This window comes from Pseudomonas sp. G2-4 (genome assembly GCF_030064125.1).
Taxonomy (GTDB): Bacteria; Pseudomonadota; Gammaproteobacteria; order Pseudomonadales; family Pseudomonadaceae; genus Aquipseudomonas.
Genome location: NZ_CP125957.1, coordinates 5,674,652 through 5,688,017 on the forward strand (window position 1 = coordinate 5,674,652; position 13,366 = coordinate 5,688,017).

13 protein-coding genes are annotated in these 13,366 nt (G+C 62.1%); 3 read left to right on the forward strand and 10 right to left on the reverse strand.

Annotated elements, in window-relative coordinates; all coding sequences use genetic code 11:
* The first annotated feature begins 17 nt into the window (after positions 1-17).
* From holA to QNH97_RS24870, 3 genes are all read left to right on the forward strand, one after another.
* Positions 18-1,055 carry a DNA polymerase III subunit delta gene (holA, locus tag QNH97_RS24860; RefSeq protein WP_046065214.1) on the forward strand — a complete coding sequence of 346 codons (1,038 nt, stop codon included), beginning with the start codon at positions 18-20 and terminating at the stop codon, positions 1,053-1,055.
* A 300-nt stretch (positions 1,056-1,355) separates the two neighbouring features.
* Positions 1,356-1,520 (forward strand): alternative ribosome rescue factor ArfA, encoded by a 165-nt coding sequence (gene arfA, locus QNH97_RS24865; protein ID WP_003185764.1) that lies wholly within the window; start codon positions 1,356-1,358, stop codon positions 1,518-1,520.
* 72 nt (positions 1,521-1,592) lie between these two features.
* Positions 1,593-2,915, forward strand: a complete 1,323-nt coding sequence (locus QNH97_RS24870) for a lytic murein transglycosylase (RefSeq protein ID WP_283554343.1) — start codon at positions 1,593-1,595, stop codon at positions 2,913-2,915.
* A 129-nt stretch (positions 2,916-3,044) separates the two neighbouring features.
* On the opposite strand, the gene QNH97_RS24875 is transcribed toward QNH97_RS24870, so the two are convergent.
* The 10 genes from QNH97_RS24875 to mrdA all read right to left on the reverse strand — a co-directional run bounded on the left by QNH97_RS24875 (position 3,045) and on the right by mrdA (position 13,365).
* Positions 3,045-3,995, reverse strand: coding sequence for a S66 peptidase family protein (locus QNH97_RS24875; RefSeq protein ID WP_283554344.1), 951 nt, complete (start codon positions 3,993-3,995; stop codon positions 3,045-3,047).
* A 77-nt stretch (positions 3,996-4,072) separates the two neighbouring features.
* Positions 4,073-4,435, reverse strand: coding sequence for a hypothetical protein (locus QNH97_RS24880; protein WP_283557592.1), 363 nt, complete (start codon positions 4,433-4,435; stop codon positions 4,073-4,075).
* Between the two features lie 491 nt (positions 4,436-4,926).
* Complete coding sequence (lipA, locus tag QNH97_RS24885; protein ID WP_502944457.1) at positions 4,927-5,949, reverse strand: lipoyl synthase; 1,023 nt, start codon at positions 5,947-5,949, stop codon at positions 4,927-4,929.
* 1 nt (position 5,950) lies between these two features.
* Positions 5,951-6,598: a lipoyl(octanoyl) transferase LipB gene (gene lipB, locus QNH97_RS24890; RefSeq protein ID WP_283554345.1), complete on the reverse strand. Its 648-nt coding sequence runs from the start codon at positions 6,596-6,598 to the stop codon at positions 5,951-5,953.
* Positions 6,598-6,873: a DUF493 domain-containing protein gene (locus QNH97_RS24895; RefSeq protein ID WP_283554346.1), complete on the reverse strand. Its 276-nt coding sequence runs from the start codon at positions 6,871-6,873 to the stop codon at positions 6,598-6,600. The genes lipB and QNH97_RS24895 overlap by 1 nt, the downstream gene beginning before the upstream one ends.
* 81 nt (positions 6,874-6,954) lie before the next feature.
* A complete protein-coding gene (locus QNH97_RS24900) occupies positions 6,955-8,112 on the reverse strand; it encodes a D-alanyl-D-alanine carboxypeptidase family protein (protein WP_283554347.1) in 1,158 nt (385 codons plus the stop codon).
* Between the two features lie 169 nt (positions 8,113-8,281).
* The gene (locus QNH97_RS24905) at positions 8,282-9,307 is read right to left on the reverse strand and encodes a septal ring lytic transglycosylase RlpA family protein (protein ID WP_283554348.1); all 1,026 of its coding nucleotides are present in this window, start codon (positions 9,305-9,307) and stop codon (positions 8,282-8,284) included.
* On the reverse strand, positions 9,307-10,317 hold the full coding sequence (gene mltB, locus QNH97_RS24910; protein WP_283554349.1) for a lytic murein transglycosylase B: 1,011 nt from the start codon (positions 10,315-10,317) through the stop codon (positions 9,307-9,309). Before mltB ends, QNH97_RS24905 begins: the two co-directional genes overlap by 1 nt.
* Before the next feature lie 17 nt (positions 10,318-10,334).
* On the reverse strand, positions 10,335-11,438 hold the full coding sequence (gene rodA, locus QNH97_RS24915; protein WP_283557549.1) for a rod shape-determining protein RodA: 1,104 nt from the start codon (positions 11,436-11,438) through the stop codon (positions 10,335-10,337).
* Between the two features lie 31 nt (positions 11,439-11,469).
* Positions 11,470-13,365, reverse strand: coding sequence for a penicillin-binding protein 2 (mrdA, locus tag QNH97_RS24920; RefSeq protein WP_283554350.1), 1,896 nt, complete (start codon positions 13,363-13,365; stop codon positions 11,470-11,472).
* Between the last annotated feature and the right edge of the window lies 1 nt (position 13,366).

Consider the following 13,366-nt stretch of genomic DNA (forward strand, 5'->3'; position numbering starts at 1 on the left):
CCCGCTCGCCTTCTCTTATGAAGCTCGCCCCCGCCCAACTCGGCAAACACCTGCAAGGCGCCCTCGCGCCGGTCTACATCATCAGCGGCGATGACCCGCTGCTGTGCCAGGAAGCCGCCGACGCCATCCGCTCCGCCGCCCGCCAGCAAGGCTTTGACGAACGCCAGGTGTTCGCCGCCGACGCCAGTTTCGACTGGGGCACGCTGCTGCAGGCTGGGGCGAGCATGTCGCTGTTTGCCGAGAAACGCCTGCTGGAGCTGCGCCTGCCGTCTGGCAAGCCTGGCGACAAGGGCGCTGCGGCGCTGATCGAGTACTGCTCGCGGCCGGCCGAAGACACGGTGCTGCTCATCAGCTTGCCAAAACTTGACGGCAGTGCGCAGAAGACCAAATGGGGCAAAGCCCTGGTCGAAGGCCAGCAAACCCAGTTCGTGCAGATCTGGCCGGTGGACGTCAGCCAGTTACCCAGCTGGATCCGCCAACGCCTGTCCCAGGCCGGCCTCTCGGCCAGCCAGGACGCGGTGGAGCTGATCGCTGCCCGGGTCGAGGGCAACCTGCTGGCCGCGGCCCAGGAGATCGAAAAGCTCAAGCTGATGGCCGAGGGCGGGCAGATCACCGTGGAAACGGTACAGGCCGCCGTGGCCGACAGCGCGCGCTTCGATGTCTTCGGGCTGACCGATGCGATCCTCAACGGTGAAGCCGCCCACGCCCTGCGCATGCTCGAAGGCCTGCGCGGGGAAGGCGTCGAGCCGCCGGTGATCCTCTGGGCCCTGGCCCGGGAACTGCGCCTGCTGGCCAACCTGTCATTGCAATACAGCCAGGGCGTACCGCTGGACAAAGCCTTCAGCCAGGCCCGCCCGCCGGTGTGGGACAAACGCAAACCGCTGATGAGCAAGGCCCTGCAACGCTACTCGGCGTCGCGCTGGGCGCAATTGCTGCTCGAAGCCCAGCGCATCGATGCGCAGATCAAGGGCCAGGCCGCCGGCTCGCCGTGGATGAGCCTGAGCCGGTTGTCTCTGTTGATGGCCGGCCAGCGGCTGACTCTGCCAGCAGAATAAACTCTCTCTTCAGGCCAAAGGGCTTTATTTTGACCGGGGCATGGTTGGCTTCTGTGGCGAGGGAGCTTGCTCCCGCTGGGCTGCGAAGCAGACCCCTTGGATCTGCCAGACATACTGAGTTGCCAGAATGTTATTGGGGCTGCTGCGCAGCCCAGCGGGAGCAAGCTCCCTCGCCACAGAAGCTCTCTACCCCAACTCCGTCACCTGATACGAAATTTCCTACTGCATCCAGGGACTGGACAGCCCCCCAACTCTGCCCCATGATTTGCACCGCAAAACCCACCCATGCGAGAACTCATCATGAGCAAAAAGCCATCCAAGCATGGCCCCAACAAGGCCAAATCCATCATCGCCCAGCCCCTGTTCCGCAGTCGTCAGGAACGACCCAACAAGGGCAAAGGCAGCTACCGCCGCGAAGCCTTCCAGTCTGACAACTGGGAGGCTTCTTGCTTTGTGGCAGCTTGAAACACCCGGACAAGCCCTACACCCCTTTCGCATGATAAGGTCAGCACCTGATTTGTATTTCTGGATCCGTGCATGCCCTTTTGTCTTTCCCGTCGTTGGCCACTGCGCCAGCTGATCATTGCCGCAAGCGTCGCCCTGCTTGTCGCCTGCGCCGAAAAACCTACCGCCGCCGACGCCCAACCGCTCCAGACCGCCCCTGCCGTCACTGCTCCAGCCGTCGTGCCGCCCGTGGTACCGACCGGTGATGACCTGGTCATTGCGCCCACCCAGACCTTCGCCGAATGGCAGGCCGGGTTTCGCAAGGAAGCACTGGCCGCCGGGATCCGTGCCGACCTGTTCGACCGCGCCTTCATCGGCGTCAGCCCGGACATGAGCGTGATCAAGGCCGACCGCAGCCAGCCGGAATTCGCCCGCCCCGTGTGGGAATACCTCGATGGCGCGTTGTCGCCGCTGCGAGTACGCAAGGGCCAGGCCCTGCTCGACCAACATGCGCAGATCCTGCAAAGCATCGAACAGCGCTATGGCGTTGATCGCCAGGCCCTGGTGGCGGTGTGGGGCATGGAAAGCAACTTCGGTCAGTTCCAGGGCACCAAGTCGGTGATCAATTCCCTGGCGACCCTGGCCTATGAGGGACGGCGCCCAGGCTTTGCCCATGCGCAACTGATTGCCGCCCTGCAAATCCTGCAACAGGGCGATATCACACCGGAAAAAATGCTCGGCTCGTGGGCCGGCGCCATGGGCCAGACCCAGTTCATTCCCACCACCTACAACACCCATGCCGTGGATTTCGATGGCGACGGTCGCCGCGACATCTGGGGCAGCTCCACCGATGCCCTGGCCTCGACCGCGCACTACCTGCAAAGCTCGGGCTGGCAACGCGGCCAGCCGTGGGGGTTCGAAGTGCGGCTCAAAGAGGGGTTCAATTACCCCCTCGCCGATGGCGCGATCCGCAAGCCTGTCTCCGAATGGCTGCAATTGGGCGTCAGCCTGCCCAACGGCGGCCAGGTCCCGGCCGGTTCCGAACAGTTGTCGGCATCCCTGCTGCTGCCGGCCGGCTATCGTGGCCCGGCATTCCTGGTGCTCGACAACTTCCGCGCCATCCTCAAGTACAACAACTCTTCGTCCTATGCTTTGGCAGTCAGCCTGTTGTCCGAGCGCTTCGCCGGCGCGGGGCTGATCGACGGCCAATGGCCCAAGGACGACCTGCCCCTGAGCCGCAGCGAACGCATCGAACTGCAGACTCTGCTCAGCAAGCATAACTACGACGCCGGCAACCCCGACGGCATCATCGGCGCCAACACCCGCAAGGCGATCCGCAGCGCCCAACAGTCGTTCGGCTGGCCGGCGGACGGGTATCCGACGCACCAGTTGCTGGAAGGGTTGCGTAACCGCTGATTCGTCTTAGGGCGACTGCCGCTATCGCGAGCAAGCTCGCTCCCACAGGTGACCGCGTTCCTTCATGGAAACCCGATCAAATGTGGGAGCGAGCTTGCTCGCGAAGACTGCCTTGCAGACGCTAGATGACTAGCGGCTGACGACCACATCCTGCGCCAACACCAACAGCTTCTCCCCCGCATCGAGCTTCACCAGCGCCCCCATGGGCAAGGTCAGGTTCGGATCGCAGTGTCCGCTGCGCCAACCGGACAAGACCGGAATCCGCAACGGTTCGAAGGTCTGCTTGAGCAAGCGGTTCAACGCCTCGACATCCACCCCGGCCACATCCCCCACCAACACGCCGCGCAGCTGTGCCAACGTGCCGGCCAGGCGCAGTTGGGTCAGCAGTCGGTCGATGCGATACAGGGGCTCGTTGATGTCTTCGATGAACAGGATCACGCCTGCGGCGTCGATCTGATAAGGCGTGCCAATGGTCGCGGCAATGATCGACAGGTTGCCCCCCAGCAAGCGCCCGTGGGCGATGCCGGGCTCGACGGTGGTCAAGGGGTATTCGGCGGGATGGTTCAGTGTGCTGCCGGCCTTCAATTGTCCACGCAGCAGGCTGAAAAATGAGGTGACGGTGGGGGGTTGCTTGTCGCCCAGGAGATCGGCGTTGAGTAGCGGGCCGTGGAAGGTGACGAAGCCTGCGTAACGGCTGATGGCCAGGTGTAGGGCGGTGATGTCGCTGTAGCCTACGAAGGGTTTGGGGTTGCGTTTTAGGAGTTCGTAGTCGATGCGGTCTAGCAGGCGTGGTGTGCCGTAGCCGCCGCGTAGGCAGATGATTGCTTTTATTTCCGGGTCGGCGAAGGCGGTGTGCAGGTCGTTGAGGCGGACTTCGTCGCTGCCGGCGAGGTAGCCGTTCTTTTCGTAGACGCCTGGGAGTATTCGCAGTTCATGACCTTGGGCTTGCATCCATTGGATGGCTTTTTCCGTGTCCAGGGGGGCGGGGCCGGCGGGGGCGATCACCGCGATCAGGCCTTCGGATGGGAGGGCTGGGACGGGGTGATGTGGAGATAGGGTGTGGGTGGGGCGGACGGTCATCCATGCATCTCCCGGTTTGAGTCGTGCTTATGTGTGAATATCCGTTGCTGCGGTAACGGCAACTTATGGTTCCGCTCTTACAGCGGCTCACTTTTGAAAAGCGCAAAAGTAAGCAAAACGCTCTTGCCCCACCACTCGGTGCCTCGCCTAGGCTCGGCATGCCCGAACGAAGGCATTGCTCCGTGGGCCGCCGCGAAGGGCCATCCATGGCCCAGCGCGGCTATCCCGGCATCCATGCCGGGATGCCCACTGCACAATGCCTGCGTTCGGCCAGCGTGGTTTAATGGGGCGCCTAGATCAAGATCAAGATCAAGATCAAGATCAAGATCAAGATCAAGATCAAGATCAAGATCAAGATCAAGATCTAAAGCAAAGCAAAGCAAAGCAACAGCGCGGCATATCCAGCATCTATGTAACTGAACCACCGCCATCGCGAGCAAGCTCGCTCCCACATGGGTTTGCGGGTGTTCACGACATCTGCACACAACACAAAAAAACTGTGGGAGCGAGCTTGCTCGCGATGACGTCAGCACAGCCAACATCACCGCAAACTGATCCTCCGCTTTCGCGAGCAGGCTCGCTCCCACAGGAGGAACGCGTTCACTCTAAGCCAGGCCGGCTATAAGGCCGCCTCGCGTCGGTTCTTGATCTGGGGCGCCCCGTTAACCACGATGGCCGAACGCAGGCATTGCGTAGTGGGCATCCCGGCATGGATGCCGGGATAGCCGCGCTGGGCCATGGATGGCCCTTCGCGGCGGGCCCACGGAGCAATGCCGGAGTGAGGGCACACCGAGCCTAAGCGAGGTGCCGAGTGGTGGGCAAAGCGTTTTTGGTTACTTTTGCGCTCTTCAAAAGTGACCCGCTGTAAGAGCGGAACCCTAAGCGGCCGTTACCGCAGCAACGGATATACACACCACCCCAAAACGCTAAATCAAGAACCCAGCAGCTCAGCCTTGACCAACTTAGCCTGCTCATCCGCATGATACGAAGACCGCACCAACGGCCCCGAAGCCACATTCTTAAAGCCCATCTTGTACCCTTCCTCAGCAAACCACGCAAAGGTATCCGGGTGAACAAAACGCTGCACCGGCAAGTGACTACGCGAAGGCTGCAGATACTGCCCCAAGGTCAACATATCAATGTCATGCTCACGCATACGCTGCATGACCTCGATCACTTCCTCATCGGTCTCACCCAGGCCCAGCATCAAACCAGACTTGGTAGGAATATGCGGCATCATCTGCTTGAAGCGCTGCAACAGCGTCAGCGACCACTGATAATCCGACCCCGGACGCGCAGCCTTGTACAGGCGCGGCACGGTTTCCAGGTTGTGGTTGAACACATCCGGCGGCTCGGCAGCAGTGATTTCCAAGGCAACATCCATGCGCCCACGGTAATCGGGCACCAGGGTTTCCAGCTGCACGTTCGGCGACAGCTTGCGGATTTCCCGGATGCAATCGGCGAAGTGCTGGGCGCCGCCGTCACGCAGGTCGTCGCGGTCCACCGAGGTGATGACCACGTACTTGAGCTTCAGGTCGGCGATGGCGATGGCCAGGCTTTCTGGCTCGTTCACGTCCAATGGCTTCGGCCGGCCGTGGCCGACGTCACAGAACGGGCAACGGCGGGTGCAGATGTCGCCCATGATCATGAACGTAGCGGTGCCGCCGGAGAAGCATTCGCCCAGGTTCGGGCAGGAGGCTTCTTCGCAGACGCTGTGCAGCTTGTGTTTGCGCAGCAGGGCCTTGATCCGGTCGACTTCCGGAGACACCGGAATGCGTACGCGAATCCAGTCGGGTTTCTTCGGCAACTCGGTGGTCGGAATGATCTTCACCGGGATGCGTGCAACCTTTTCGGCGCCGCGCAGCTTGACGCCGGCCTCTACCTTGGCACGCGGGGCCGGACGCTCGGTAACATCCAGCGTCGGGATCATGGTTTGCACTGCATCAGTAGTCATATCAGTCGATTCCGCCCGTAAGGGTCGTCTGCTCAGCATAGTCGAGGTGTTTGACGAGCTGCGCGCGCAGCCGGGCACTTACCTCGGCAAATTCAATCGATCCTGTGTGATCGCGCAGCTGGGTCATTGCCAGCCCCGCGTAACCACAGGGATTAATCCGTCGAAACGGCGAAAGGTCCATGTCCACGTTCAACGCCAGGCCGTGAAACGAACAACCGTGGCGGATCCGCAGGCCCAGGGAGGCGATTTTCGCCCCGTCGACGTAGACACCCGGCGCATCCGGCTTGGCCGCCGCGGTCACGCCGTAACTGGCCAGCAGCTCGATCAGGCAGGTTTCCATGCGCGTGACCAGCTCACGTACGCCAAAGCCCAACTTGCGCACGTCCAGCAACAGGTAGACGACCAGCTGGCCAGGGCCATGGTAGGTCACCTGCCCGCCCCGGTCGACCTTCACCACCGGAATATCCCCCGGCAGCAACAGGTGCTCGGCCTTGCCGGCCTGGCCCTGGGTGAACACTGGTGGGTGTTCCACCAGCCAGACCTCATCGTCGGCGGTGTTGCCGCGCTCGTTAGTGAAGCGTTGCATGGCATGCCAGACCGGCTCGTAAGCCATCCGACCCAGCTCGCGAAAGCCCAGCGTGCCCGGCATCACAACACCATGTGCACGAAACCGGTCGCGCGCAGCTCGCTGTTGATGTCGTACAGCTGTTCCTGCCCGGTGGCAATAATGTGCAGCTGGATCGTCGTGTACTTGCCGTTGGTACTCTGGCGTTCGGCCAGGGTCTTGTGGTCAACGGTGGCATGTTTCTCCAGGATCTCGATGATCCGGTCCTTGAAACCCACACCGGTGTCGCCGATTACCTTGATCGGATAATCCGCGCAAGGGAATTCGATTTTTGGCGCCTGTACTTCGGAGTCTGTCATGGCGTAACGGCCTCGTAAGCCGTGGTAACGAACATGGCCCCGCGCCGGATCGGAACGGGGCCATGGAGGTCAACACTAAAATCAGTTGAACAAGCCGTAGAAGAATAGACGGATGCTATCCCACATGCGGCGGAAGATACCACCTTCCTCGACCGCGTCCAGAGCGATCAGGTCAGCGCTGTGCACCACTTTTTCGTCCAGTTTGACTTCGACTTTACCGATCACATCGCCCTTGGCGATGGGTGCGGTCAGTTGCGGGTTCATGGTCATGCTGGCAGCGAGCTTCTTGAGCTGGCCTTTGGGCAGGGTCATGGTCAGGTCCTGGGCCAGGCCGGCCTTCACCTGATTGGTGGAGCCTTTCCAGACTTGGGCCTGGGCCAGTTCGGTACCCTTCTGGTAGAAGGTCTGGGTTTCGAAGAAGCGGAAACCGTAGGTCAGCAGCTTCTGGGTCTCGGCGGCACGGGCCACTTCGCTGTTGGTGCCGAACACGACGGCGATCAGGCGCATGCCGTCACGGACAGCCGACGACACCATGCAATAGCCAGCCTCTTCGGTGTGACCGGTCTTCAGGCCATCGACGGTCTTGTCGCGCCACAGCAGCAGGTTGCGGTTAGGCTGCTTGATGTTGTTCCAGAAAAACTCTTTCTGGGAATAGATGGCGTAGTGGGCCGGGTCTTCGTGGATGATCGCCCGCGCCAGGACCGCCATGTCGTGAGCCGACGAGTAATGCTCGGGGTTCGGCAGGCCGGTAGGGTTCATGAAGTGGCTGTTGGTCATGCCCAGGTCAGCGACGGTCTTGTTCATCATGTCGGCGAACGCATCTTCGCTGCCGGCGATGTGCTCGGCCAGGGCGACGCTGGCATCGTTGCCGGACTGGATGATGATGCCATGCAGCAGGTCGCTGACGGTCACTTGCGAACCGACCTTGATGAACATCCGCGAACCGCCGGTGCGCCAGGCGTTTTCGCTGACGGTCACCGGATCGTTTTCACCGATCTGGCCACGACGGATTTCCAGGGTCGCGATGTAGGCGGTCATCAGCTTGGTCAGGCTGGCCGGTGGCAGGCGCTGGTCACCGTTGTTCTCCACCAGCACCTCGCCGCTGCTGGCATCCATGAGTACAAAGGATTTAGCGGCCAGTTGAGGGGGGGCCGGCATCATCTCGACCGCGAACGCGGCAGGTGAGAGAAGCAACGGGACTAGCAGGCAAAGGCGCTTGGCAAAGGTGGTGATGTTCATCCGTCTCTCGAAATCGCTTATGGGACTGCCCGGAGGCAAAACTAAACAGGCAACCCTCTAACGGGCCGCCACGTATTTAAGTTGCTCACTCACATCCCTTGCCGGGCTTTTGTTATGCGTGGAGCCAACAACCTGACCCGCTCGAACCACAAGCGGGCCCTCAATCACATCATTCTGCGGTGACCAGGCTCGGCGAACCGAGATTGGCCAGGCGAACACTGTTCTGTACCTGCTGGACTTCACCCGGAGAACCGATGGGCCCCAGGCGCACCCGATGCAGTGTCTGCTGATTGCGCACGATCGAACTGATGAACACCGGGGCGCTCACCATCGAGCTGAGCTTCGACCTCAGCAGCTCGGCAGCGTCCGGGTTGGCGAACGCGCCCACTTGCAGATACTGGCCAGACGCTGTTGCAGAAGCGTTTTTTTTTGCGTCGAGCTGCATAGGCACGACGGCCGCGGCATGCTGCTGCGGCGGTGGTGTCCACTGCTCGACCGTACCGGTGGAAGCCGTCACGGTCGGCGCGGCATTTTGCGCCACTTTCGGCTCGTTGAGCATCAAAGGCGCCGGACGGCCGCGTTGGGCCCACCATTCCTGCGGGTCGATGCCCTCGACCTTGACCCGCGCAGTGCCGGTTTCAGCGTAACCGAGTTTTTTCGCCGCCGCATACGACAAGTCGATGATGCGATCGGAGTAGAACGGCCCACGGTCGTTGACCCGCAGGATCACGCTCTTGTTGTTGTCCAGGTTGGTCACCCGAACGTAGCTTGGCAGTGGCAAGGTCTTGTGGGCCGCGCTCATGCCATACAGGTCATAGACCTCGCCGTTGGCGGTGTTCTGGCCGTGGAACTTGGTGCCATACCAGGACGCCGTGCCCGAAGCGACGTAGCGCTTGGACTCGGACAGCGGGAAGTAGGTCTTGCCCAACACCGTGTACGGGTTGGCCTTGTAGGGACCGGTGTGCAGGGTCGGCGTCGCATCGGGAATGCGCGAGACGTCCACGTCCCACCACGGTGCGCCGTCCTTGTGGGCCCGGTTGATGTCCAGGCCCGGCGTAGCGCGCACGGCGGTGGAGCTTTTCTGGGCCGGCGCGCGGCTGGTCGAACAACTGACGACCAACAGCGACAGCGCGGCCAACGCCACCAACTTGAGGGGCTTGGCTTTCAGGGGTTGATAGGTAGGCAATGCCCGCATTATTTGACGCCCCGTGCTTTGACCAGCTCTTCAGACAGTTGATGTACGGCCATGGCGTACATCACGCTGCGGTTATAACGCGTAATCGCGTAGAAATTCTTCAGGCCCATCCAGTATTCAGGGCCCTGCTCGCCTTCCAGGCGTATCGCGGTGACCGGCATGTCGTCACGCAGCGCATCATGACTCGACCAGCCCAACGCCCGCAACTCCCCGACGGTTTTCGTCGGCTCGATCCCCTCGGTCAGCCCCTCCTCCACGCGGTCGCCACGTACGTCGGCGCGGCTGACCACTGGCTGGCCAGCCTCCCAGCCGTGACGCTTGAAATAGCTGGCAACACTGCCAATGGCATCGGTCGGGTTGGTCCAGATATTAATGTGGCCGTCGCCGTCGAAGTCCACCGCGTAGGCGCGGAAACTGCTGGGCATGAATTGCGGCAGGCCCATGGCTCCGGCATAGGAACCCTTGAGCGTCAGCGGATCGACCTGTTCTTCGCGGGCCAGCAGCAGGAACTCACGCAGTTCCTTGCGGAAGAACTCGGCGCGTGGCGGGAAATCGAAGCCCAGGGTCGACAGCGCGTCGATCACCCGGAAATTCCCGGTATTGCGGCCAAAAAAGGTCTCGACGCCAATGATGGACACAATGACCTGGGCCGGCACGCCGTATTCCTGCTCGGCGCGGGCCAACACGGCCTCGTGCTGGCGCCAGAAGTCCACGCCCCGGGCAACACGGGCCTCGGTGATGAACATCGGCCGGTACTCGCTCCACTGCTTGACGCGCTCGGCGGGCCGGGAGATCGCGTCGAGGATCGACTGCTTGCGTTCGGCCTCGCGGAACACCCCCATCAGCTGTTCACCGGCAAAACCGTAGTCGCGGGTCATTTCACCGACGAATTCGGCCACTTGGGGCGAGCCCTCGTAGTCGCCGGCCAAGGCGTGCGGCGCACCGCCCAGGAAGCCGACCAGGCCGATCCACGGCGCATGCCGCGTCGACCAGCCACGCATTGCTTGCATTAAACTCTTCACCTTATTCAAACCTGCGCGATCCACTTGCGATGGGTATGGATCGACATCAAAACCCCAAACGCTGACAGTAGTGTCACCAGCGAAGTTCCTCCGTAGCTAATGAATGGCAACGGCACCCCCACAACCGGCAACAGGCCACTGACCATACCGATGTTGACGAAAACATAAACAAAAAACGTCATGGTCAAGCTGCCCGCGAGCAACTTGCCGAATAATGTCTGGGCCTGGGCGGTGATTACCAGCCCTCGGCCGATCAGCAGCAGATAGATCAACAACAGCACGCAGATGCCCACCAGGCCGAACTCCTCGCCCATCACGGCAATGATGAAGTCGGTGTGGCTTTCCGGCAGGAAGTCCAGGTGGGACTGGGTGCCCATCAGCCAACCCTTGCCGAATACCCCGCCAGAACCGATGGCTGCCTTGGACTGGATGATGTTCCAGCCGGTGCCCAGCGGATCGCTCTCCGGGTCGAGAAAGGTCAGGACCCGCTGCTTCTGGTAGTCGTGCATCACGAAATACCACATGGCCACCGACACCGGCACCGCGGCGGCGATCACACTGAGGATCCAGCGCCAGCGCAACCCGCCCATGAACAACACGAAGGCGCCGCCGGCCAGGATCAGCAGCGAAGTACCGAGGTCCGGCTGCCGCACGATCAGGATGAACGGGATACCGATCAGCAACAGGCTGATGCACACGTGCTTGAGTTGCGGCGGCAAGGAGCGCTTGGACAGGTACCAGGCGATGGTCGCCGGCATGATGATCTTCAGGAATTCCGAAGGCTGGAAGCGGATGACCCCGGGGATGTTGATCCAGCGCGTGGCGCCCATGGCGTTGTGGCCCATCACGTCCACCACCACCAGCAGGCTCACCCCAATGACATAGGCCAGCGGCACCCAGCGCGCCATGAAACGCGGCTCGAGCTGGGCGATAACGACCATCGACACCAGGCCGATGCCGAACGAAGTCGCTTGCTTGGCCAGCAAATCCCAGCTCTTGCCGCTGGCCGAATACAGCACGAACAGGCTGCCCGCGGCCAACGTCAGCAGCAGGATCAGCAATGGGCCGTCGATGTGCAAGCGCTGCAACAACGTGGCACGACGGCGCATCACGTCTTCGCTGGAGAGGATCCGGTCGAAATTATTCTTCACGGGCCGTAGCCTCCGCAGTGGTGGGGCTTGCATATTCAGGCTTGAGCTGGCCGTGCTCATCCAGCAGCCAGGCGTCCATGATCTGGCGCACCACAGGCGCGGCGACGCCGGAGCCCGACTCACCGTTCTCGACCATCACCGACACGACGATCTTCGGGTTGTCGGCCGGCGCGAAACCGACGAACAAGGCGTGGTCGCGATGGCGTTCCTGGACCTTGGAGCGGTCGTACTTCTCGCCCTGCTTGATCGCGACGACCTGGGCCGTACCGCTCTTGCCGGCAATGCGATACTGCGCGCCGATAGCGGCCTTGCGCGCGGTCCCCCGGGCGCCGTGCATCACCTGCTGCATACCGATATTGACCTTTTGCCAGTCCGACGGATTGCGCAGGATGATGTCCGGCATCGGGTTCGGGTCCACCGGCTTCTGGCCTTCGATGGTCTTGGCCAGGTGCGGGCGATACCACTTGCCCTTGCTCGCCACCAGCGCCGTGGCCTGGGCCAGTTGCAGGGGCGTGGCCTGCATGTAGCCCTGGCCGATCCCCAGGATCAGGGTCTCGCCGGGGAACCACGGCTGGCGGCGGGTCGCGCGCTTCCATTCCCGGGACGGCATCAGGCCGGGGGACTCTTCGAACATGTCCAGGGAGACCTTCTGACCGATGCCGAACTTGCCCATATAGGACGACAGCCGATCGATTCCCAGCTTATGGGCCAGGTCATAGAAGTAGGTGTCGTTGGACCGCATGATCGCCGTTTCCAGGTCCACATAACCGTCGCCGGTGCGGTTCCAGTTGCGGTATTTGTGATCGTAGTTCGGCAGCTGGTAATAACCGGGGTCGTAAACCCGGCTCGAGGCGCTCACCACGCCGGAGTCCAGCCCGGCAATCGCCACGGCGGGCTTGATGGTCGAGCCCGGCGGATAAAGACCCCGCAGCACGCGGTTGAACAGCGGCCGGTCGATGGAGTCGCGCAACTCGGAATAGGCCTTGAAACTGATCCCGGTGACGAACAGGTTCGGGTCGAAACTCGGCTGGCTGACCATCGCCAGGACCTCGCCGGTGTTCGGATCCAGCGCCACCACAGCGCCACGGCGCCCGCCCAGCGCCGCTTCGGCGGCTTCCTGCAGCTTGATGTCCAGGCTCAGGACGATGTCCTTGCCGGGAATCGGATCGGTGCGCTTGAGCACCCGCAACACACGACCGCGGGCGTTGGTCTCGACCTCTTCGTAACCCACCTGGCCATGCAGCTCAGGCTCGTAGAAGCGCTCGATGCCGGTCTTGCCGATGTGGTGGGTGCCACTGTAATTGACCGGATCGAGGGTCTTGAGCTCTTTCTCGTTGATCCGCCCCATGTAGCCGACCGAGTGGGCAAAGTGCGCCCCCTGGGGATAATGCCGCACCAACTGCGCCACCACCTCGACGCCGGGCAGGCGGAACTGGTTCACGGCGATCAGGGCGATCTGCTCTTCGGTCAGTTCGAACAGGATCGGCACCGGCTCGAACGGACGCCGCCCCTGGCGCATGCGTTTCTCGAAGATCGCCCGGTCCTCGGGCGTCAGCTGCAGCACTTCGACGATCACGTCGAGCACATGCTGCCAATCGCCGGAACGCTCGCGGGTCATGCTCAGGCTGAAGCTGGGCCGGTTATCCGCCACCACCACGCCATTGCGGTCGAAAATCAACCCGCGGGTCGGCGGAATCGGCTGCACATGCACACGGTTGTTTTCCGACAGGGTCGAGTGGTACTCGTACTGGATCACCTGGAGGAAATACAGCCGCGCGATCAGCACGCAGATCAACGTCACGACCGTAATGGCACCGAACACGACGCGGCCCCGCACCAGGCGGGCGTCTTTTTCGTGGTCCTTGATGCGGATCGGCTGAGGCATG